At 45.2% G+C, this 18943-nt stretch carries 16 protein-coding genes; 8 read left to right on the top strand and 8 right to left on the bottom strand.

What is annotated here, in order from left to right:
• Positions 1-45: 45 nt before the first annotated feature.
• Both treY and ON006_RS06535 read right to left on the bottom strand, forming a co-directional pair.
• Positions 46-4269 carry a malto-oligosyltrehalose synthase gene (gene treY, locus ON006_RS06540; RefSeq protein ID WP_244819286.1) on the bottom strand — a complete coding sequence of 1408 codons (4224 nt, stop codon included), beginning with the start codon at positions 4267-4269 and terminating at the stop codon, positions 46-48.
• Positions 4270-4345: 76 nt separating this feature from the next.
• The gene (locus ON006_RS06535; protein WP_244819287.1) at positions 4346-4723 is read right to left on the bottom strand and encodes a response regulator; all 378 of its coding nucleotides are present in this window, start codon (positions 4721-4723) and stop codon (positions 4346-4348) included.
• Between the two features lie 191 nt (positions 4724-4914).
• Between ON006_RS06535 and ON006_RS06530 the strand changes: the two genes are divergently transcribed.
• Together ON006_RS06530 and ON006_RS06525 are read left to right on the top strand one after the other, a co-directional pair.
• The gene (locus ON006_RS06530; protein WP_244819288.1) at positions 4915-9129 is read left to right on the top strand and encodes a hybrid sensor histidine kinase/response regulator; all 4215 of its coding nucleotides are present in this window, start codon (positions 4915-4917) and stop codon (positions 9127-9129) included.
• Positions 9130-9458: 329 nt separating this feature from the next.
• Positions 9459-9560, top strand: a complete 102-nt coding sequence (locus ON006_RS06525) for a LytTR family transcriptional regulator DNA-binding domain-containing protein (protein WP_310590306.1) — start codon at positions 9459-9461, stop codon at positions 9558-9560.
• A 62-nt stretch (positions 9561-9622) separates the two neighbouring features.
• On the opposite strand, the gene ON006_RS06520 is transcribed toward ON006_RS06525, so the two are convergent.
• Positions 9623-10006: a DUF3037 domain-containing protein gene (locus ON006_RS06520; RefSeq protein ID WP_244819289.1), complete on the bottom strand. Its 384-nt coding sequence runs from the start codon at positions 10004-10006 to the stop codon at positions 9623-9625.
• On the bottom strand, positions 9984-10781 hold the full coding sequence (locus ON006_RS06515) for a HipA family kinase (protein ID WP_244819290.1): 798 nt from the start codon (positions 10779-10781) through the stop codon (positions 9984-9986). Before ON006_RS06515 ends, ON006_RS06520 begins: the two co-directional genes overlap by 23 nt.
• A 206-nt stretch (positions 10782-10987) precedes the next feature.
• Between ON006_RS06515 and ON006_RS06510 the strand changes: the two genes are divergently transcribed.
• The 3 genes from ON006_RS06510 to ON006_RS06500 all read left to right on the top strand — a co-directional run bounded on the left by ON006_RS06510 (position 10988) and on the right by ON006_RS06500 (position 14277).
• Positions 10988-12406 carry an immunoglobulin domain-containing protein gene (locus ON006_RS06510; protein WP_244819291.1) on the top strand — a complete coding sequence of 473 codons (1419 nt, stop codon included), beginning with the start codon at positions 10988-10990 and terminating at the stop codon, positions 12404-12406.
• A 65-nt stretch (positions 12407-12471) separates the two neighbouring features.
• Positions 12472-13149: a hypothetical protein gene (locus ON006_RS06505; RefSeq protein WP_244819292.1), complete on the top strand. Its 678-nt coding sequence runs from the start codon at positions 12472-12474 to the stop codon at positions 13147-13149.
• 36 nt (positions 13150-13185) lie between these two features.
• Positions 13186-14277 carry an Ig-like domain-containing protein gene (locus tag ON006_RS06500; protein ID WP_244819293.1) on the top strand — a complete coding sequence of 364 codons (1092 nt, stop codon included), beginning with the start codon at positions 13186-13188 and terminating at the stop codon, positions 14275-14277.
• Between the two features lie 109 nt (positions 14278-14386).
• On the opposite strand, the gene ON006_RS06495 is transcribed toward ON006_RS06500, so the two are convergent.
• Entirely contained in the window at positions 14387-15388 is a 1002-nt protein-coding gene (locus tag ON006_RS06495; protein ID WP_244819294.1) for a quinone oxidoreductase family protein, read from the bottom strand.
• A gap of 91 nt (positions 15389-15479) precedes the next feature.
• On the opposite strand from ON006_RS06495, the gene ON006_RS06490 reads away from it, so the two are divergent.
• The 3 genes from ON006_RS06490 (at position 15480) to ON006_RS06480 (ending at position 17357) form a co-directional block, all read left to right on the top strand.
• Positions 15480-16349 (top strand): AraC family transcriptional regulator, encoded by an 870-nt coding sequence (locus ON006_RS06490; RefSeq protein ID WP_244819295.1) that lies wholly within the window; start codon positions 15480-15482, stop codon positions 16347-16349.
• A 57-nt stretch (positions 16350-16406) separates the two neighbouring features.
• Complete coding sequence (locus ON006_RS06485; protein ID WP_244819296.1) at positions 16407-16781, top strand: hypothetical protein; 375 nt, start codon at positions 16407-16409, stop codon at positions 16779-16781.
• Positions 16782-16892: 111 nt separating this feature from the next.
• Positions 16893-17357, top strand: coding sequence for a hypothetical protein (locus tag ON006_RS06480; RefSeq protein ID WP_244819297.1), 465 nt, complete (start codon positions 16893-16895; stop codon positions 17355-17357).
• A 1-nt stretch (position 17358) separates the two neighbouring features.
• On the opposite strand, the gene ON006_RS06475 is transcribed toward ON006_RS06480, so the two are convergent.
• From ON006_RS06475 to ON006_RS06465, 3 genes are all read right to left on the bottom strand, one after another.
• Positions 17359-17769, bottom strand: a complete 411-nt coding sequence (locus ON006_RS06475; protein ID WP_244819298.1) for an SRPBCC family protein — start codon at positions 17767-17769, stop codon at positions 17359-17361.
• 16 nt (positions 17770-17785) lie between these two features.
• Positions 17786-18079, bottom strand: a complete 294-nt coding sequence (locus tag ON006_RS06470) for an RNA polymerase alpha subunit C-terminal domain-containing protein (RefSeq protein ID WP_244819299.1) — start codon at positions 18077-18079, stop codon at positions 17786-17788.
• 127 nt (positions 18080-18206) lie between these two features.
• Entirely contained in the window at positions 18207-18905 is a 699-nt protein-coding gene (locus tag ON006_RS06465) for a HEAT repeat domain-containing protein (protein WP_244819300.1), read from the bottom strand.
• Positions 18906-18943: the final 38 nt, after the last annotated feature.

The raw sequence follows: 18943 nt of genomic DNA, 5'->3' as shown, positions 1-18943 counted from the left end.
TTCCATGAATGCCGCGGTCAATATCGACAAAAGACCACGGATCGCCTAATCGCGGTTAAAAAGCACGGTCAGATTGGCCAGAAATTGTGCGGCTTTGTCGTCGATCTGTCCCGGCAAGAGGCGCCACGCCCAATTGTCGCCGTGCGTGCCGGGGCTGTTCATTTTCGATGTTTCATCCAAATTCAATACATCCTGAATAGGAAGAATCGCGGTCTTGGCGACCGATCCGTAAGTAAGTCTTGCCAATGCTTCGCAAACATTCTCCTCATTTATGTCGTGGCCGACGTAGTTTTCGATGCGGGACCGCAGGGCATCCTCTGTGGATTGACGGAACCACCCTTTTACCGTATTATTGTCATGAGTACCCGTATAGGCGATGAAATTGGGGGAGAAATTGTGGGCAATGTGATCTGATTGCGGCATATTTTCGTCAAATGCAAATTGCAGTACCTTCATGCCAGGCAGTGAGAATTTATCTCTGAGCTTAAACACCTCAGGACTTACTTCACCCAAATCCTCCGCAATGAAGGGAAGGTTACCGAATGTTTCGTGCATTTTCGTAAAAAATGCCTCGTCCGGCCCCAGTTTCCACTCGCCATTGACAGCAGTTTTTTCTCCGCCCGGTACCTGCCAGTAATCGGCAAAGGCGCGAAAATGATCCAGTCTTATCAGGTCAAAAAGCTCGATATTTTTAGCGAGCCGCGCCACCCACCATTGGTAATCCTGTGCTTGGAGGGCTTCCCAGTTAAATACCGGCATACCCCAAAGCTGGCCGTCATCAGAAAAAGCGTCCGGCGGAACCCCGGCAACACCCGTGATCCTGCCTTTCTCATCGACGCAAAAGAGCTCCCGGTTGGACCAGACATCTGATGAATCATAACTCACATAGAATGGAATATCTCCCAGCAGGCCTATATTCAAACCATTACAGTAAGCGCGCAACTTTTTCCATTGCTTGTCAAATATATATTGCTGCCATTGAATGTAGCGAATGCCATCAGCTTCTGTCTTTAACACTGTTTGCAATGCATTATCATCCCTTAGCCTGAATGGCTCGGGCCATTCGTACCAAGGCTGGCTTCCATGTTTTTCTTTCAGCACCATATAAAGTGCAAAGTCCCCAAGCCATTCGGAATTTTTTGTACAAAAGCCTTCAAAATCGGCTCTGTCAGCATTATTAGCGTTTTGATCAAATGTTTCGTATGCCATTTTCAAAAGCTCGGCTTTCACATGCTGAGCTTTTGAAAAACTTACATGCCCGGTTTGCGGAAGGTAGTATTGTGACAGTGTTTTGGCTGACAGCAGGTCATCCTTCATGAGTTCTTCCGGACTGATCAAGAGCGGGTTTCCGGCCCGGCTGCACAAAGCGCTGTATGGTGAATTTCCCTGTGCTTCTTCAATCGGGTTCAGCGGGAGTATCTGCCATAACCTCTGATTGCCTTTTTCAAGAAAATCTGCAAATGCAAAGGCTTCGGGACCCATATCGCCTATTCCAAACGGCGAGGGCAAAGAAGTAATGTGCATTAAAACGCCAGCTTTTCGCCCGCTGTCAAGCCGGGAACCTTTTAAAATGGCAACTGGTAAGTGGGTAAATAGTTCCTGGGGATGAAATTTTCCAGGGAACTTCCCATTTCTTTCGGTCAAAACATTGAGCCAGTCCGAGGAAAGATTATCAGGAAGGATAACGGTTGTATCCTTCCAGTCCAGATCCAAAAATGCTTCACTCTGCTGTTCGCAAAGTTGCGCAGTGTGGAGCGGGACCACCACCACATAAAAATCCTTTTTATACTTTCTGGCAAAAGCAAGCAAGTGGTCCTTATAGATGCCGCGTGTTTTAAGAGCGATATAGTCACCCTGAGTGAATAGTAAAGGGTTATCCCTTCTGAGGCGGTATAAAGCGCTGGTCAACCACAATTTCACTTTTGCATCGTTTCGGTTCAGCCAAAGGTTTTCCAATAAGACCTCGACGTCCCTTTCCTCAAATTCTTTCAGTGATGCTTCCCTTAAATTATAATCGACCGGTCTTCGGTTATCGGGATCGACCAGACTAAAATCCCACAATTCACAGCCCTGATACACATCCGGTACTCCTGGGCAGGTAAATTTAAGAATTAGCTGCGCCAACGAGTTCACAATCCCATAGTCTGATATTTTTGCGTGGAAAGAGGAGAAATTTTGCCAGAAATCACCTTCCTCGTTGAGTAACTGCGCGGCAAAACCCTTAACATTTTGCTCATATTCGTAGTCGGGTTCCGCCCAGCTACTTTGTTCTTTTGCCTCTCTGATGGCCTTTTCCAGGTAATTACTTAGCCTTTGAGGAAAATCATCGCTTCCCTCGCCAGGCATCGGATATGCACCTGTCAATGTCTGGTATATCAGGTATTCATCATTGTCGTCCGGCCCTGCTTTGCCTTCTTTTAATGGGCTGTTAAGGTTTCTCCATTTACTTACCTGGTCAAGCCACTGTCGGGGCAAGTCGGTCAATACATTTAATCTCGCCCGTACATCTTCGCCCCGCTTGGTGTCATGCGTGGAGGTCGTGCTGAGCGCAAACGGCCATTCATTGCTGCGCGTGCGCATATAGGTATGAAAATCTTTGACCGGTACCCCAAACCGGTCTGGAAAATCGCCGACTTCATTATGGCCGATGAAACGATAATAGGTATACATTAATGTGTCCTCACCGCCTTTGGCCATTAAGGGACCGGAAAATTGCATCAGGCGCTGATAAAATGCCAGCGCTTTTGACCGGTATGCCTCGTCAGCCGATGAAGGTTTTTCAAGCAAGGATTTCGATAATAATGCCACCGCACCCGAAAGCTCGCTATGGCTTGCGGCAACTTCATCCAGAATTTTACCAACGGCGGCATTTTCTGCTTCGGGCAGCGGCATGGTTGTTCCATAGTAGCGGTACACCGGGCAGTGAATCAAAAATTCACCAATAGCCTTTTTGAGATTATTTTTGTCAACTATTTCAAGCTCTTTGCCCTCCGTTAATTCGAGCTCCACAAAAAGACCATACAGGTTTTCCAGCTCTCCACCCATATGCTCGTAGAGAATCTCGGCCTTTTTTCTAAGCAAATGAATTCGAATGGGATCCTCATTTTGAATCAAATCTTGATAATAGTCCGTAAATGCTTCTTCGGCGGCGCTATTGGTAAATACGTTATTGAGTACCGCTAAAAATTCATAACCCGATGTTCCTTCAACAGGCCAGTTCGCGGGAAGCTTCTCGTTTTTTTCAAGTATTTTTTCAACAACAATATAAGTATCCTTTCCTGCCAGTTCCCTGATTTTTTCAAGGTAATTGGCTGGATTGTAAAGACCGTCAATGTGATCGATCCTCAACCCCTGGACAATACCTTCGTCCAGTAAAAGATGGACAAATTGATGGTACTTCTCCCAGACCGAATCGTCCTGCATATTGAGGCATATCAGGCTGTTAACTGTAAAAAATCGTCGAAAATTAATCTCCTGCTCGCTTTTTCTCCAATCGCAGAGCAGGTATTCCTGCTGGTCGGCCAGCTGCGTCAGCAGGACTTTGTTTGCATTAATCTGATCAAGGGCATTCTTAAAAAAAGTTTGAAAGGATTTGTTCCGGTTCAATGCCGAAAGTTGCAGCAGAAACTCGTTCCATTGGCTGGCATATGTTTTTGGATCTTCTGTTTCGTGTATTTCTTTCAGCAGATTCACCAGCTGATGAGCTGATTGTGGCTGTCCGGCTCCGCTCAAATTCAGTACTGTCAAATACGAGCGCAAATTGACTGGAAAAGAGGAACTCCCAAAATCCAGGGTCAATCTGTGGTCGTTATACTTTAAGGCAATCTCCCCTGTTTGGATGGCATCATTCAGTTCTTTTCCCAGAAACGGGGCCATTATCTTGCCATGAAAAAACTGGCTGTTCAGGCTGATATCAAAAAAAGGAGCGTACACAGACAGCCCACCCTTTTCCAGTACATCCATGAGCCATTGATTTTCGTGATGATAGGCCATGTGATTGGGTACAATATCCTGCAACCATCCTATGTTACTTTTTTTCAGCTCTTTACTGAGCTCCCGAAACTGCTCCAATGTACCCAACTCCGAATCAATGCGGCTCGGATCGATACCATCATAGCCATGTGTGCTTCCTGCGGTGGCAGCAAAAATCGGCGAGGCATAAATCGTCCCGACGCCCAGTTTTCGAAAATAGGGTATCAGTGACTCAAAATCTGCAAACGAAAAATCTTTGTGGAATTGTAGGCGATAGGTAGATACAGGATATTGCATAGTAGCCGGATATGATGTGTTTTTGCACTCTAAATACTATGCCAGCTTCCAATGATGAAATATTGTACCCTCCATTTTATTTTGCCAACAACTCTCTCAAGAGAGTTATTTCCAGAGGCTTCGACAACAGCTCGATAATGTGAGGATTGGAACTTGCTTCTTCAATATCCACGATATCCACCGTCGAGGATATCATAAACAATTTGACCTTGTCCCTTAGACTGGCAGGTAATGACGCGTAATGTACGGTAAATTCGAAACCATTAATACCCGGCATCTGTAAATCGAGCAGGATCACCGTCTCAGGAAATGTTTCGTCAGACAATTTCAAATACTCCATTGCATCGGAAGCCGAATTGAATGGACGGACAGTTTTCGCCAACCCACTTTTTAAAAGCAGTTTCTCCTGAGTAAATAAGTCAAATACACTGTCATCTATTATAATAAACTCCATTATATATTGAGCGTAAGAATTTTATTATAAACCATCCGCAAACCTCTCCACTATAAAATTGCAGAAAAATAATTTTTTTTTCTACATTTAATAGATAATGTAGAAGTAGTTACTATAACAAGTCAAAAAGCAGTTAAATCTAATTGCAAATTGACAAAAGTTAAGTAATACTTTATTTGGTTAAATGTAAAATGAAAGTATCTCTCGTCTCGGTTATTTTTCTTTTGTTCTCTATCAACTTTCTTCAAGCGCAAGAAAAAAACAGGCCATTCCGCCACCTGACCACCAATCAAGGCCTTTCACAGAATAATGTGACCAGTATCGCTGCGGACCGCCGTGGATTCATGTGGTTTGGAACACAGGACGGTCTGAACATGTACGATGGATACAGGTTTATGGTTTATCACAATGAACCAGGCAATGCTGGTAGTCTGGGACACAGCTATGTCCACGTGGTATTCGCCGATAGAAACGGCGGACTTTGGGTCGGTACGGATGATGGAGGTATAAGCTGTTATAATTATCAGACAAACCAGTTCGAAAACTTCCGTCACGATCCCAAAAAAATGACAAGCATCGGCAGCAATAACGTGTTATCCATTGCCCAGGATTTGAAGGGAAATCTTTGGATTGGGACCGACGGCGGTGGACTGAATTATTACGACACGACAAAAAAAACTTTTCGCAGGTATGTGCATGACCCGAAGAATACCGGGAGCCTTGCGAGCAATTCCATTACCTGTGTATTGGTTGATAAGTCGGGTACGGTTTGGGCAGGAAGCAAAGAGAAAGGCTTGGACATGCTGGATACGGACTCCGACCGTTTTATCCATTATGTCCATGATCCCGCCGACCCGGCTTCCATCAGCAATAACCAACTCAATAGCATCTACGAAGATTCGAAAAATAATCTTTGGATCGCAACGGAAGGTGGTGGGCTGAACCTGATGGACAGAAATATCGGTAAGTTCATTGCTTATCGCCACAGCTCAGCTGATCCGCAGAGCATTTCGCATAATGACGTTCTTTCCATCACAGAAGATAAAAGCAAGAGACTTTGGATCGGCACCAGAAATGGCGGCATTAATATCCTCGAAAAAAACGGGGGTTTCACAAAATATGTCGCCAATAAGGCCAATCCCGAGGGAATTAACAATGGCTCTATCTACTCTCTTTTCTGTGACAAAATGGGAGCGATGTGGGTGGGCACATATAGCGGCGGGGTCAACGTAATGGACCGTGAGCCCTTAAAATTTAATCGTTACAGAAGTAATCCTAGTGAGCCGCAAGGCATCAACAATGATAATATTCTTTCTATCACCGAAGATCATGAGGGGAAATTGTGGCTGGGAACGGACGGCGGCGGTATCAATGTGCGGGACCGTTCTACCAATCGATTTAAACATTATCTGCACCAACCGGGCAAAAGCCAGAGCATTGCAAGCAACTATATCATATCCCTGCATGAGGATAGTAACCAGAAAATGTGGATTGGTAACTACAAGGGCGGCATCAGTGTTTACAACCGCCCCGGTGATTCTTTCAGCAACCTCAATAAAGAGGGAAAGATTAAAGACGCCATACCGGCCAATATTCATGCACTTATCGATGATTTGAAAGGTTCGCTTTGGATTGGAACCTCAGATGGATTACTTCGCTATGACAAAGCAAAAGGGTCTTACGTCCGATATATTCATGACTCTGAGAAAAAGGGCAGTATTAGCAGCAATCTGATCTTGTCTATGCACGTAGACCGTGCGGGGGTTTTGTGGATTGGAACGGAAGGTGGTGGTTTGAATTTTTTCACTGAAAAAGACAACACATTTACCTCATTTCTAAACAACTTAAACGATCCGAAGACGATCAGCAACAATCTGGTCAATTGCATTTATGATGATAGCAAAGGAAATCTTTGGATAGGCACAAACGGAGGTCTTAACCTTTTTGACAGGGTTCGCAGGCAGTTTGTCAGCTATCGCCAGAAAGACGGATTGCCCAATGATGTGATTCAGGGCATGATGGAAGATGGGCACGGAACTTTGTGGATCAGCACCAATAATGGCCTTTCCGCATTTAACCCCGCGACCAGGGTATTCAAAAATTTTGACAATAGCGACGGCTTGCAAGGTACTTCCTTTAACCGGATGTCCTTTTATAAAAACGAAGCTGGGACCATGTATTTTGGAGGGCAGAACGGCCTGAACGTTTTTCATCCCGACAGCATCCGCTATAATCGCTCTATTCCTCCTGTTTTCATTACTGACTTTCAGATTTTCAACCGCTCGGTAAGCCCCCAGGACAAAGATTCCCCAATCAGAAGCCATATTATTGAAGCAAAAGACATTACCGTGTCCTACAAGGACCTGATGCTCTCCTTCGAGTTTACGGCCCTGAACTATACGCTGACACGCAAAAACAAATATGCCTATAAATTAGAAGGTTTTGATGAGGATTGGATATATCCCGGCACCATCAGAAGGGCTACTTACACTAATCTGGATCCCGGGGATTATGTGTTTCGTGTGAAAGCATCCAACAACGATGGTATCTGGAATGAGGCCGGAACCTCGGTGAGACTGCATATTATCCCGCCGTTCTGGAAGACTTGGTGGTTCCGTATTATAGGTCTTCTGCTTAGCCTGTTGATTATTGTCTTGTTATACCGGGCCAGGATCAAAGTTATAAAAAGGCAGCAAATCGCGTTACAGAATCAGGTTGAGGAAAGAACGAAAGAAGTTATCTTGCAAAAACAAGAACTTGAACGGCAAGCCGACAATCTTCACAAACTGAACGGCGAGCTTCAACAGAAACACGTCGAAGAACAACAAGCCAGGCAGGAAGCAGAAAAGGCCAATCAAGCCAAAAGTATATTTCTGGCTACCATGAGCCATGAAATCAGAACTCCGATGAATGGTATTCTGGGCATGGCCTTGCTCATGTCCCAAACTGAAATGACAGAAGAACAAGCCGAGTATGCAGATACCATTATTAGCTGCGGGGATGGCTTGTTGACTGTCATCAATGACATCCTTGACTTTTCAAAAATAGAGTCGGGTAACATGGAGTTGGAAAGCAAGCCATTCGACCTGCATGAGTGTATTGAAGAAGTATTGGGAATTTTTTCAAGAAAAGCAGCTGAGGTTGGCCTCGATCTTGTTTACCAAATAGACCCCCAGGTCCCCGCCTCGATCGTGGGTGACAATCTCCGTTTACGGCAGGTTTTGATCAATCTGGTGGGCAATGCCATCAAGTTCACTCATCAAGGCGAGATCATGGTGAGCGTTGAAAACACCGGAAAAGTAGGGAAGAACCGAATCGAACTGAAATTTCGAGTACAGGACACGGGCATAGGCATTCCGGAAGATAAGCTGAACCTTCTGTTCAAGGCATTCTCACAAGTTGATTCATCACATACCCGTAAGTATGGGGGTACTGGCCTGGGACTGGTCATCAGTCAGCGTTTGGTGGAACTGATGGGCGGAAATATCTATGCGGAAAGTGAAGTGGCTACTGGTACGAGCTTCTATTTTACGATCCATACCGAGCCCAGTGAAGACTCGGTCCGTCTAGCGGGAGAAATGAATGGGCCTGGATCGGAGGGTAAAACGATATTAGTGGTCGATGATAACAAAACTAATTTAAGAATTATCGAAACGCAGCTCAAAAACTGGAATCTGATTCCAATACTGGCTTCCTCGGGCAAAGAGGCCCTTCGAATTTTGAGCAGCAACGAAAAGATCGACATGGTCATTACCGATCAGAACATGCCCGAAATGAATGGTGTGCAGCTTGCTCAGAAAGTCCGGGAACGGTTCAATGAGCTGCCAATCGTGCTGTTAAGCTCAGTGGGAGATGAAACCCGAAAAAACTACGCAGGTATTTTCTGCTCGATACTCACCAAACCGGTAAAACATCAAAGACTTGGAGATGTTATTAAAAAGGAGCTTTCAAAGCAGGTCGTCACCACAGATTCGTCCACTGCAGAAGGCAAAAGCTTACTCTCTACTTATTTTGCCGAGGAATTCCCATTAAAAATCCTGATCGCAGAAGATAACGCTATCAATGAGAAGTTGTTTGTCACGGTACTAACCAAACTAGGCTACCCGACGCAGGTGGCAAGAAACGGCAAGGAAGCTCTGGAAGAGGCAAAGTTGCAATCATTTGATATTGTTTTTATGGATGTTCAAATGCCTGAAATGGACGGCCTCGAAGCTACACGCCTTATTCGCAAATTAGCCATTCAACAACCTTACATTATCGCCATGACCGCTAACGCCATGCAGGAAGATCGGGAAATCTGTTTACAGTCGGGAATGGATGATTATGTATCCAAGCCGCTTCGTTACGAAGAAATCAAAGCCTCACTTCAGCGTGCGTTTGTAGCGAAGCAGGTGCAGACTGGGTGAATGGTCGGGATGGTCATCCGAGTTTGACTCGCAACGACTATCCTTTTTGGAAAAATTCGAAGTTCTTACTCAATGGACTACAACCATTTTGTTGCTACCTTCTTCTTCGTTTTCTACCTTAGTCATCACTATATATAGCGTCATTTTGGACGATGAACTAAAAGCAGAAGAAATTGTGCTCCCGTCCATGCTGCAACATTATGTGGAAAACACTTTGTGGTATGGATTGATGCATAAGCACGGCGATCTAAATTTATTCATCAGGATTCAAAGTATAGATGACGATGTTTGTAAATGCGTCATTGAAGACATGGTATTGGCAGTAAGAAATCTTTTTTCTGCGTATCCACAAATCTCGTCTGGTGAATCCGAAATACATCGATCAAGTCACTCACAATAAATGGTTTATATTACTCATGGATGGTTCCTAAGTCAAAATTTCACGAAAAAAAAAAGGACGTAGTTCATCAATTTTTAAACATCAAATGACCGGCTATCTCACTTGCTGATCAAATAATTTGAGCAGCGTTTCAGATGGGTCTTTGCAGAAACCTGAATGAACTTTGGATGACTGGATCACCGTACTCCTGGTCGCTGTAAGCCACCGGAATCGGGATGAGATCGGTAATGAACCAATGGCCCCTCCTTCTTTTCTTCCTCTGCAAATGCATTCCAGTGCTTGCAAATACCGGCTCACCTCGTCCAGATCCAGCGAAGCTGCAAAGGCGGAAAGCCGCAGCTCATTTAATTCAAACTTAGCTTGCAAGAAGCCTTGCCCGGGGCAGTACAGTATGACGCCAATATTCAAAAACTCCTCACGCTCCACCCTGGGCACAACGCGGATAATGGCGTACTCATATAAGTGATTCCCTTGCATCTTGCGCGCCTTTTATAAATACATCTGAAACAGAGAGCCTGGTCTCTAAAAATTTTGAATAGGCATTCCGGTGTTCCTCGGCCGAGCTAAACGGAGAATCGGTGACCAACCATTCATCAGGAATTAATGATACAATGGATTGGATGGCGCTCTCATTGAGCACAGCACGAAAAGCGGTATTAACAGTTTCTAATTCTGACGCATAGCGCAAAAGAACATGATCTTTGATCTGCGCGAATGGCTTGCCTGCCTGCTCTTCCCAGTTCTCCCAGGAATGATGAAAATACAAAGCTGCCCCATGGTCGATCAGCCAGAGTTCTTTGTGCCACATCAGCATATTCGTGTTTCGCGCAGTTCGGTCAACATTAGTCAGAAAGGTGTCCAACCATACAATTCGTGAGGCTAGTCCGGAGTCAACAATGGTTACCAATGGGTCAAAGGTAATTGCTCCTGACAGATAATGGACCGCCAAATTTAACCCTGTACTCGCGCGAAGGAGATCCTGGATTTCTTCGTCCGGCTCGGTTCGGCCAAAGGCTTCATCCAGGTTCGCGAAAACAATTTCAGGAATTTTAAAACCCAGAAACCTGGCTAGCTCCCCTCCTATCAGCTCAGCGATCAATGCCTTTGGCCCCTGGCCGGCCCCACGAAATTTGAGAACATAAAGAAAATCGTCGTCCCCCTCCACAATCGCAGGAAGCGACCCTCCTTCCCGCAAAGGAGTCAGGTAGCGCGTGACCTGTACAGTTCTCAAATCTGGCTGTTTTGTGCCCATTTTAGCTACTTTGATAATTTAGAAATCGTCAATATAAGCATTTTTAGGAAAATATTTTTAGCCCGATTAATCGTTCATTTTGCCACAAACAAGGTTTTTGGAAGAAAAAATTTAACTTTATAAATAAAATAATTTGGAAAAGTGAAAGCCGCTGCTAGTTTTGTAGAATTAATTGCAATAAAGCAATTTAACCTCCTCTAAATTTAATGGCAGCCCGCTTACGCATTATATTGACGCTTCTAGTCTTGGGATTCACCATTGGCGACATGTTGATGGGGCAACCCTCCAACGCTGTGTATGCAGACAAGCAAACCAATGATGGAACCGCTGCTGGCCTTGGTTTGACGGGGAGCTATTCTGTGACCGGCGCCGACAATGTACGTAATACGCTTGCAAGCCCTAAACCCAATAATTCCTTTGCAACACTGACGGCCAGTAGTACCGCGGGTATTTCCAGCGCATGGATCCAACTCGAATTTCCCAGCGAGGTAACCAGCAGTGCTGGATCACCCACAACGGTATATCTCCGGACTAACAATAATAATTCCAGTTTGCTGGGCGGCAGGCTCGCTGTGACTGCTTATGATAAAAATAACAATGCTGTCAGCCTCGTCTCGTCAACATTTTCGACCTACTACTTGGCTGATGGCACCGTTTTAATTTCTGTTTCGCCAACAGCTACATTCAAGTTCGTAAGGGTTACGGTCTCGTCTCCCATTCTTTTTGGCACCAATTCACTGCAGGTCTATTACGGATTCTACGGGCCCACTGCGTCAAATACGTCGAACCCCTACCCTTTCAATGTCGTGGATTGCGGCCGACCCAATGTGACCACCAAAGACCATTCTGGCTTGACATTGGGAAGTTTTGAAGTTCAGAACGCAGGCGACGCCATTGACGAATCGACTACTACCAAATCCTCGTTTGTGTCCACGGGCGCAGCACTTTTGGGGGGGCACATCAAACAGACCTTCTTTTTTAATGGAGTTTCGAATCCCTCCGATGCGGTGAGAGTGATACTTTCTCAAAGCGGTTCTTTCCTCGCCGCCAATGTCGCAGCGAGCGTAACTTTGCAAGCGTATAGCGGTAACAGTTCGGTCGGGATATCCAAATTGGTCAACGATTTGCTGGACGTTCAACTGCTGACTTTACTTGGAGGAAACGACAACGCCGTTACCTTTTACTTCGCACCAAAAGATGCCTCCGGCAATTCGGTCATATTTGACCGGGTGGAGCTGGATCTCAACATTGCGCTTCTTGGTGTTGGGCTTGGAGCCAATGGGATCAATGTGCATGACGTGCGCAGGTCACCTGACGTGGCAGGCGCCTCCAACGTGAGCACATGCAGTAACATTGGTACTGTTGCGCTTTCAGCATTATCCCCTCAATTCAACATCGGCGGGATAGGAACATTCAGTTATGCGTGGTACACCGACATACGATCGGGAACACTCCTGTCCTCCCAGCAAACCTGGACAGCGCTGGGGCTCAACACGCCTGGCCAAGTTGACTATTACGTCGAAACACAAAAAAGTGGCACGGGGTGCATAGCATCACCGCGAAAGAAAGTTACCATAACGGTCATAGCACCACCTACGTCACCCTCGATTGCCCTCGTCCCGTAATTGCATTTTCACCTTCCGTTCACCTCAATAATTTATTTTTCAAACCTCCAAACAAATCCATTTTTATGAAAAAATGTTTTACTACCCTCTGCATTCTTTTTGCATTAACTATGCTATCCCAGGTTTCCAAAGCCGGAACCTACTACGTCATAAACGGGGAGCCCTTCTCATTGTCACCCGCTGCCGGTTCCAATTTTCTTCAATACATCTGGACAATAAAAACCGGGGCTGCGCAGACCATTGAAACACTAGACGAGGCATCCGGCGGAGTTTTAACGCATACATTCAGTGATGCAACAAGTTCTCCAACATTACATACGATTTCCTTGGGGGTGATTCAGGTGCTGGATGGTTGTCTATCCGAGGTAGTGGAGCACACCATTATCGTCCTGCCAAAGCTGACGGTTTCTATTACCGCCGACAAGTCCAATTTCTGTACAGACAAAGCCGTAGATGCAACTTTGAGCGCCAGCGTTTCTGCGGTAACCGGCCTGGGTACCTATGAGGTGACTGTTTCTCCCTTTGCCTGGTCAAAAGGGGGTAGCTTGATTACCGGCGAGGTCAGCCCGACACTGGACGTAACAGATGTGGGAATATATGAAGCGGTTGTAAGCTACATATTGCCAACCTCTGGAACTTATCAGCCGACGGCATCTAAATTGCTCAACTCAGTGATACCTGGCAGCCAAGAGATCCTTCATAACCTGGCCGTGCCTATTACTCCGATTATTACGCTTAATTAATTCGTAAAAGATTCGGGATTTAGAAAACTTGTACTGATGCGTCATTCCCTACTTACATGGATGCTTCTTGCGTCCGGCTGTGCCTTTGCGCAAAGTCCGGCCAGGGAAGTATCCATGTGCAAGCAAACCACGCTACGTCTCAAAGCGGCATCGGCCGGGGCTTCACGCTACGAATGGTACAGAAATAACGAGCTCATTATCGGCTCCGGAGCTGAGGAATTGATCGTCAGCGAAGAAGGTACTTACAAGGCGATCGGTGTTAATGATGACAATTGCATTTCGCAAGAATCAATTCATATCATCATCAAACACCACACACCGAAGGCTGTTGACGACGCAGCCGAAGGGTTTGTCAATAACGACATTGTTTTGGATGTGCTAAAAAATGACTTGACGGTCTGTGCCGATTTTGATGGCGCAACACTCGCCATTGTAGAGCAGCCTGCCAGTGGTAATGCAGTCCAGGTTGACGGCATGCTGAAATTTTCTCCGCTTCATAACTTTGTTGGTCAGGTAACGATTACCTATACTATCAGAGATAAAACCGGACAGCTCTCTAATATTGCCAATGTTAAAATTGATATTCTAACTAATCCATTGCCGGTCAAACTTGCCTATTTTGATGTGAGCAAGCAGGAAAGCCTGGCAAAATTGGAGTGGGGCACGGCCATGGAATCCAACAGCGATCATTTTGATATTGAGAGAAGTCTGGATTTGAAAGACTGGCTCAGAATTGGTACAGAAAAAGCCGCGATCGAAAGTAATGTTAAACGTAATTATTGGCATACCGATAGTTTGCCTGAATCAGGGACAAATTACTATCGATTGAAAATGGTCGACGCCGACAATTCCTTTACGTTCAGCCGGGTACGGTCAGTCCATTTTCCGGAATTCTCCTGGGCCGAAGTTTATCCCAACCCCGTGGACGATATGCTTTATGTTGTGATCCGAAACAAACAGGTTAAAAACATCCGGCTGATCAGCAACTCGGGCCACGTCAGGCTATCAAGGCCTGTGACCTCTTCTTCTTTTACGATCCCTATGAAAAGTTACCCGATCGGAATGTGCTACATCCATTTTGAACAGGACGACGGTACTGTCAAGATCTTCAAAGTAATGCATCAATGACGCGGCCCAATCAACGGATTGACATTAGATTTTTAATTTTTTTACCGATAACAAACCTAAACTAAGAACTGTAACCAATGGCAGCATTAGCAGCCATTGGTTATATTATTTACTGATTGGTCAGTACAATTTTGCCAAACTGCTTACCCTGGTGCATATAGTCAAATGCTTCCTGAGCGTCAGCCAATTTAGGATACACCTTATCGATCACCGGTGCGATGCTATGCTTTTCGGTAAATGCAAGCATTTCTTTGAAGTCCTGCAAAGTGCCCATCGTCGTACCGAGTATCGAAATGTTGCGCCAGTACACTTTGTTTGGAATAATGTTGCCAATCGGACCGTTAGTACCCCCGAAAAAGACAATCCTACCACCAGGTCTGACCACGTCGATGAGGCTGCCAAAGCCACTGCCGGACGCACTATCCATAATTACATCAAATCCTCCGGTTACGTCCTTAGCCTTTTGCGTCCATGATTGGTCTTTATAAATGAAACCCTCTTTTGCGCCGAGTTCCTTAGCTGTATCGATTTTATCCTGCGATCCGGACGTAACGTACACCTCCGCTCCTGTCGCGACTGCATATTTCAGTGCAATCAGCGCAGTACCGGCACCAATTCCAGTGATCAGAATTTTCTCCCCAGCCTTCAAAGCGGCTCTTTTAAAAAGCGCCCTGTAAGTTGTAACTCCCGCCAGTGGAAGTGCCGAAGCCTCGATATCCGTCAGGTGGGCAGGTTTTTCGTGAATATATTTTTCATCTATGGCAATGTACTCCGCAAAAGTACCAGGATCAGGATTTCCTAATATTTTGAAATCCTCGCCAAACGCAGCTGGGTTATCGCCCCAGTTGTGGCCGGGGTTTATGATCACTGCTTTTCCGATCCAGTCCGGGGCGACATTTTTACCAACTCCGGTCACTGTTCCAAATCCGTCAGAACCCAGGATGAGCCCACCTTTCGGACCTGCATACTGGCCTTTTTGAATCCACACATCCCTATGATTTAATGATGAATACGCCAATTTGATTAAAATCTCATTTTCTGCTGGCTCCGGTGTAGGTACTTCCCGGATTGTTAATGGCTCGTTGCTCTTGATTAAGAATGCTGCTTTCATGATTTATGTTGTTATTTAAAATGTAAAATTGTACCGTAAATTGCATATATTTGCAGTATATATTTTCTATAATGCAGTATAATTTTACCCGATGAAAGAAAATCTGCACCAGCCATTTGAGATTATCTACAAGGAGCTCGACGAATGTCCTAAGGCGGAACACCAGCATAATTTCTTTGAACTTGTTTATATCATCTCTGGAAGCGGCATTCAGGTGATTAACCAAAATAAATTTCAGTACCACCAGGGACACATGTTCCTGATCACGCCGGAAGACACCCATGCATTTGATATTGAGACGACGACACGGTTCTTTTTCATCCGCTTTAATGACGTGTATATCAAAAGCAATTCCTCTCTGGTAAGCGCCTCACAAAGAGGCGAGTTGCTGCAAAGGCTTGAATTTATTCTGCAAAATGCAAACCACCAGCCAGGTTGCATTCTTAAAAATCAGACAGATAAAAGTATTATCAGACCGCTGGTGGAGGCGATCATCCGCGAATACGTGAACCGCGACCTATACAATCAGGAGCTGATCAACCAATATGTTAATACGATGATTATTCTGGTCGCCCGGAATATTGCCAAATATTTGCCCGAGCAAATTAGCGAATGTACCGAAGAGAAAGCGCTTGACATTCTGCAATACATTCAGCAGAACATCTATTATCCTGAAAAGATCAAAGCTGGCCGCATCAGTCAGCATTTTGGCATTTCTGAGTCGTACCTGGGGCGTTACTTCAAAAAACAAACCAATGAAACGATGCAGGAATACATCATTGGGTCAAGGCTTAAACTCATTGAAACTCGCTTGCTACATAGCGACATGCGCATCAATGAGATCGCGGCCGAGCTTTCGTTCACGGATGAGAGTCATTTGAACCGCTTTTTCAAAAAAAGCAGAGGCATGACGCTCGGAGAATTTCGCAGAAAACATCGCCAAACCGCGGCTGCTTTGTAATGCTGGAATGGTATTTTACAATAGATAGTCAAGATCACCATTCTAAAATCCGGAACTATGAAAACGCTCCAATTAATTTTACTTATACTCTTTTTAACGCCTGCTATTTCGTTTGGGCAGTCTTCTGGTAAAAAGTCAGGCTCCTCCAAAAGTCAGAAGGTTTATCATAGAAAGACTACCAGAACTAAGATCAGCACTGATACTTCCGATGTGAATGCGATTCTGAAAGATTCAGCAAATGCAGAAAGCGGTCCGATACTAAATGATAACGGTAACATCAGTACGACCGGCACCATCGACGGTCGCAGCAGCACAGGACGCCCCGGCACCGATACGACGACATCTTACACAGTTAAAAGAAGCAAAAAAACCATCCGGACCGGCGGAGCCATTATGCCCGACACTATTAAAAAGAAGGCTGTGAAGCCATAGGGCTACCATGCATGAATCCACTTGCTGGATTAGAATCTCAAAAATCAGATCAAACCAAACTTCAAGACGTCAAATCTTTTAGCTTTGTGCGTTGTTTTTTTGAATGTCCTGATGTATCTGATTCTAATTTTTCTGCATTCTGTTATCCGCTGGCTGGTATTCGCCAGCTTGATCTATGCCACTTATCGGGGAGCAAAAGGGTGGCTTACCAAAGCGAGTTTTTCTAAAACAGATGACGCTGTTCGGCACATCACTGCCACTTTCTCCCATATACAGCTCATGGTGGGCTATATTTTATATTTTAATAGTCCCTTCATTGCATATTTCCTCTCGCATTTCCGCGAGGCCATCAAGCAATTTGAGTTTATGTTTTTCGGTATGATCCACATCTCGCTCATGTCTATTGCCATTGTCCTGATCACGATCGGTTCGTCTGCAGCAAAGCGGCAGGAGACAGACCTGGACAAATTCAAAACGATGACGATTTTTTACAGTATTGCATTGCTGCTGATACTCATTGCCATTCCCTGGCCATTTTCACCACTTGCGGCAAGGCCTTACATGCGAATATTCTAATTTATAGTTTTTCGGCAAGGTCTTTTACAGCGTTCAAGGCATAATCCCAACCTTGTGAGGCTTCTTCATATTGTTTATCAGTCATGGCGTGATGAATTTCCTCTCTGGCTGCGAGCAAAGTTTTACCGCCACATTCGAGAAATTCATAAGTAATGATTGAGATTTCCTTTGGAGGCTTTTCCCCGTTGAACAGGCTATGCCTTAGTAGTTTTTCGGGAACCACTTTCAGTATTTTCCCATTCGTATACATGTTCCCATCGTTACCTTTCCAGCCAAATGCGTTGCCAGCATTCCAGTCTGTGACGTACTCGCCACCCATTTGACGGGTAATTTCACAATCCGTAAATACCTTCCATACCTGCCCAGGTAAGGCGTTAATTTCTAGTTTTTTATCTATGATCCGATGAAGCATATACCTTTTATTTTAATTAATTGGAGGCAAATCCAAGCCCTTGTTCATCCAAAGCCTTCTTGAAAACAGGCAGTGAGGCCGGGCCTATTCCGTGCAATTTCATCACATCCTTTTGCGTCCATTTTGAAAGCTGGAACACGGTCAGTATTCCATTATTTTCCATCGCACGTCTTGCGGGCGCGCTTAGCAGCGCTAAAAAACCGTTTTCCGGCTTACGCCCTGCTTCACAAACCGGACAAGTCGGGCAGTCGGAGCTCTTATAATATTGGTGGCCGTTCGGGCAGGTTCTTAAATCAGGTGATGATGCCATAGTCTTCGTCGACAGATTCAGGATATGTCCATATCCATTTTCCCGCTTTTGTGGTGAAGCAAAACTATAAACTGATCCGTGTTTTTCGAAGGTGAGAATGAGACTTTAGCGAGGGGCAATTGAGACGTTATTCGCTGTAATGTTCCAATATATATTCTCTCGCTTCCTGCTGCGTCATCGCGGCAAAATCTCGGTAACGATCATGTACATCGATAATTTCTTCCAGGGCGTCAGCAACAAGGGATTTGTTTTCCCAACTTTTGAGATCTTCCGCCACGATGGCCAGACACCCTTTTTTATAGGCGATCTGTCCCAGCACGTGCACCAATGTATTGCGGACTCTTGCGGTTTGATCATGCTGCAATTCTTTGAGAAGCGGCAACACGTCCTGTGGGAATTTACGTCCGCGAAGCTCTATGCCATGACAGATCTCCCGCCGGATTTCCTTATCGGGATGGTGCAGGTACTTTTTCGACCATTCCAGGACAGGCCTGGGATTAACCTCGCCCATTTTTTTGATCGAACCGATGACTGCATTGCGCGGTGAATGATGCGTATCAAAAAGACCTTTGTCAAAAAAATCAACAACGGCATCAAAATCCCGTTTGCCGATTTCCCCGGCCGCATTGATGACCGTTTGGCGAACCTTAAAATCATCATCATTCATCAATGTCCCCAGTATTCCGACAACCGCGGGCCGTAATTCTTCCCATTCAAAATAAATCCGCCCTATCGATAAATAGGCGGCTTTTCTGATATAGGTATCCTCATCTGCAAAGTAGGTTCTTGTTTTGGGAAAAGCGCCCTGGTGTAGTTCCCCTTCCATTTCCTTTTGAATGGCTAGCACTTGATCTGCTCTTTCTT

Origin of the sequence: Dyadobacter pollutisoli (genome assembly GCF_026625565.1) — a bacterium.
Classification (GTDB): Bacteria; Bacteroidota; Bacteroidia; order Cytophagales; family Spirosomataceae; genus Dyadobacter; species Dyadobacter pollutisoli.
This window is presented reverse-complemented; position numbering and strand designations above follow the sequence as displayed.

Excerpts from the sequence above, each read along its gene's own strand:
- treY (WP_244819286.1), bottom strand. The coding sequence starts at position 4,269 with ATGCAATATCCTGTATCTACCTATCGCCTACAATTCCACAAAGATTTT.
- ON006_RS06535 (WP_244819287.1), bottom strand. The coding sequence starts at position 4,723 with ATGGAGTTTATTATAATAGATGACAGTGTATTTGACTTATTTACTCAG.
- ON006_RS06530 (WP_244819288.1), top strand. The coding sequence starts at position 4,915 with ATGAAAGTATCTCTCGTCTCGGTTATTTTTCTTTTGTTCTCTATCAAC.
- ON006_RS06520 (WP_244819289.1), bottom strand. The coding sequence starts at position 10,006 with ATGCAAGGGAATCACTTATATGAGTACGCCATTATCCGCGTTGTGCCC.
- ON006_RS06515 (WP_244819290.1), bottom strand. The coding sequence starts at position 10,781 with ATGGGCACAAAACAGCCAGATTTGAGAACTGTACAGGTCACGCGCTAC.
- ON006_RS06510 (WP_244819291.1), top strand. The coding sequence starts at position 10,988 with ATGGCAGCCCGCTTACGCATTATATTGACGCTTCTAGTCTTGGGATTC.
- ON006_RS06505 (WP_244819292.1), top strand. The coding sequence starts at position 12,472 with ATGAAAAAATGTTTTACTACCCTCTGCATTCTTTTTGCATTAACTATG.
- ON006_RS06500 (WP_244819293.1), top strand. The coding sequence starts at position 13,186 with ATGCGTCATTCCCTACTTACATGGATGCTTCTTGCGTCCGGCTGTGCC.
- ON006_RS06495 (WP_244819294.1), bottom strand. The coding sequence starts at position 15,388 with ATGAAAGCAGCATTCTTAATCAAGAGCAACGAGCCATTAACAATCCGG.
- ON006_RS06490 (WP_244819295.1), top strand. The coding sequence starts at position 15,480 with ATGAAAGAAAATCTGCACCAGCCATTTGAGATTATCTACAAGGAGCTC.
- ON006_RS06485 (WP_244819296.1), top strand. The coding sequence starts at position 16,407 with ATGAAAACGCTCCAATTAATTTTACTTATACTCTTTTTAACGCCTGCT.
- ON006_RS06480 (WP_244819297.1), top strand. The coding sequence starts at position 16,893 with ATGTATCTGATTCTAATTTTTCTGCATTCTGTTATCCGCTGGCTGGTA.
- ON006_RS06475 (WP_244819298.1), bottom strand. The coding sequence starts at position 17,769 with ATGCTTCATCGGATCATAGATAAAAAACTAGAAATTAACGCCTTACCT.
- ON006_RS06470 (WP_244819299.1), bottom strand. The coding sequence starts at position 18,079 with ATGGCATCATCACCTGATTTAAGAACCTGCCCGAACGGCCACCAATAT.
- ON006_RS06465 (WP_244819300.1), bottom strand. The coding sequence starts at position 18,905 with ATGGAAGGGGAACTACACCAGGGCGCTTTTCCCAAAACAAGAACCTAC.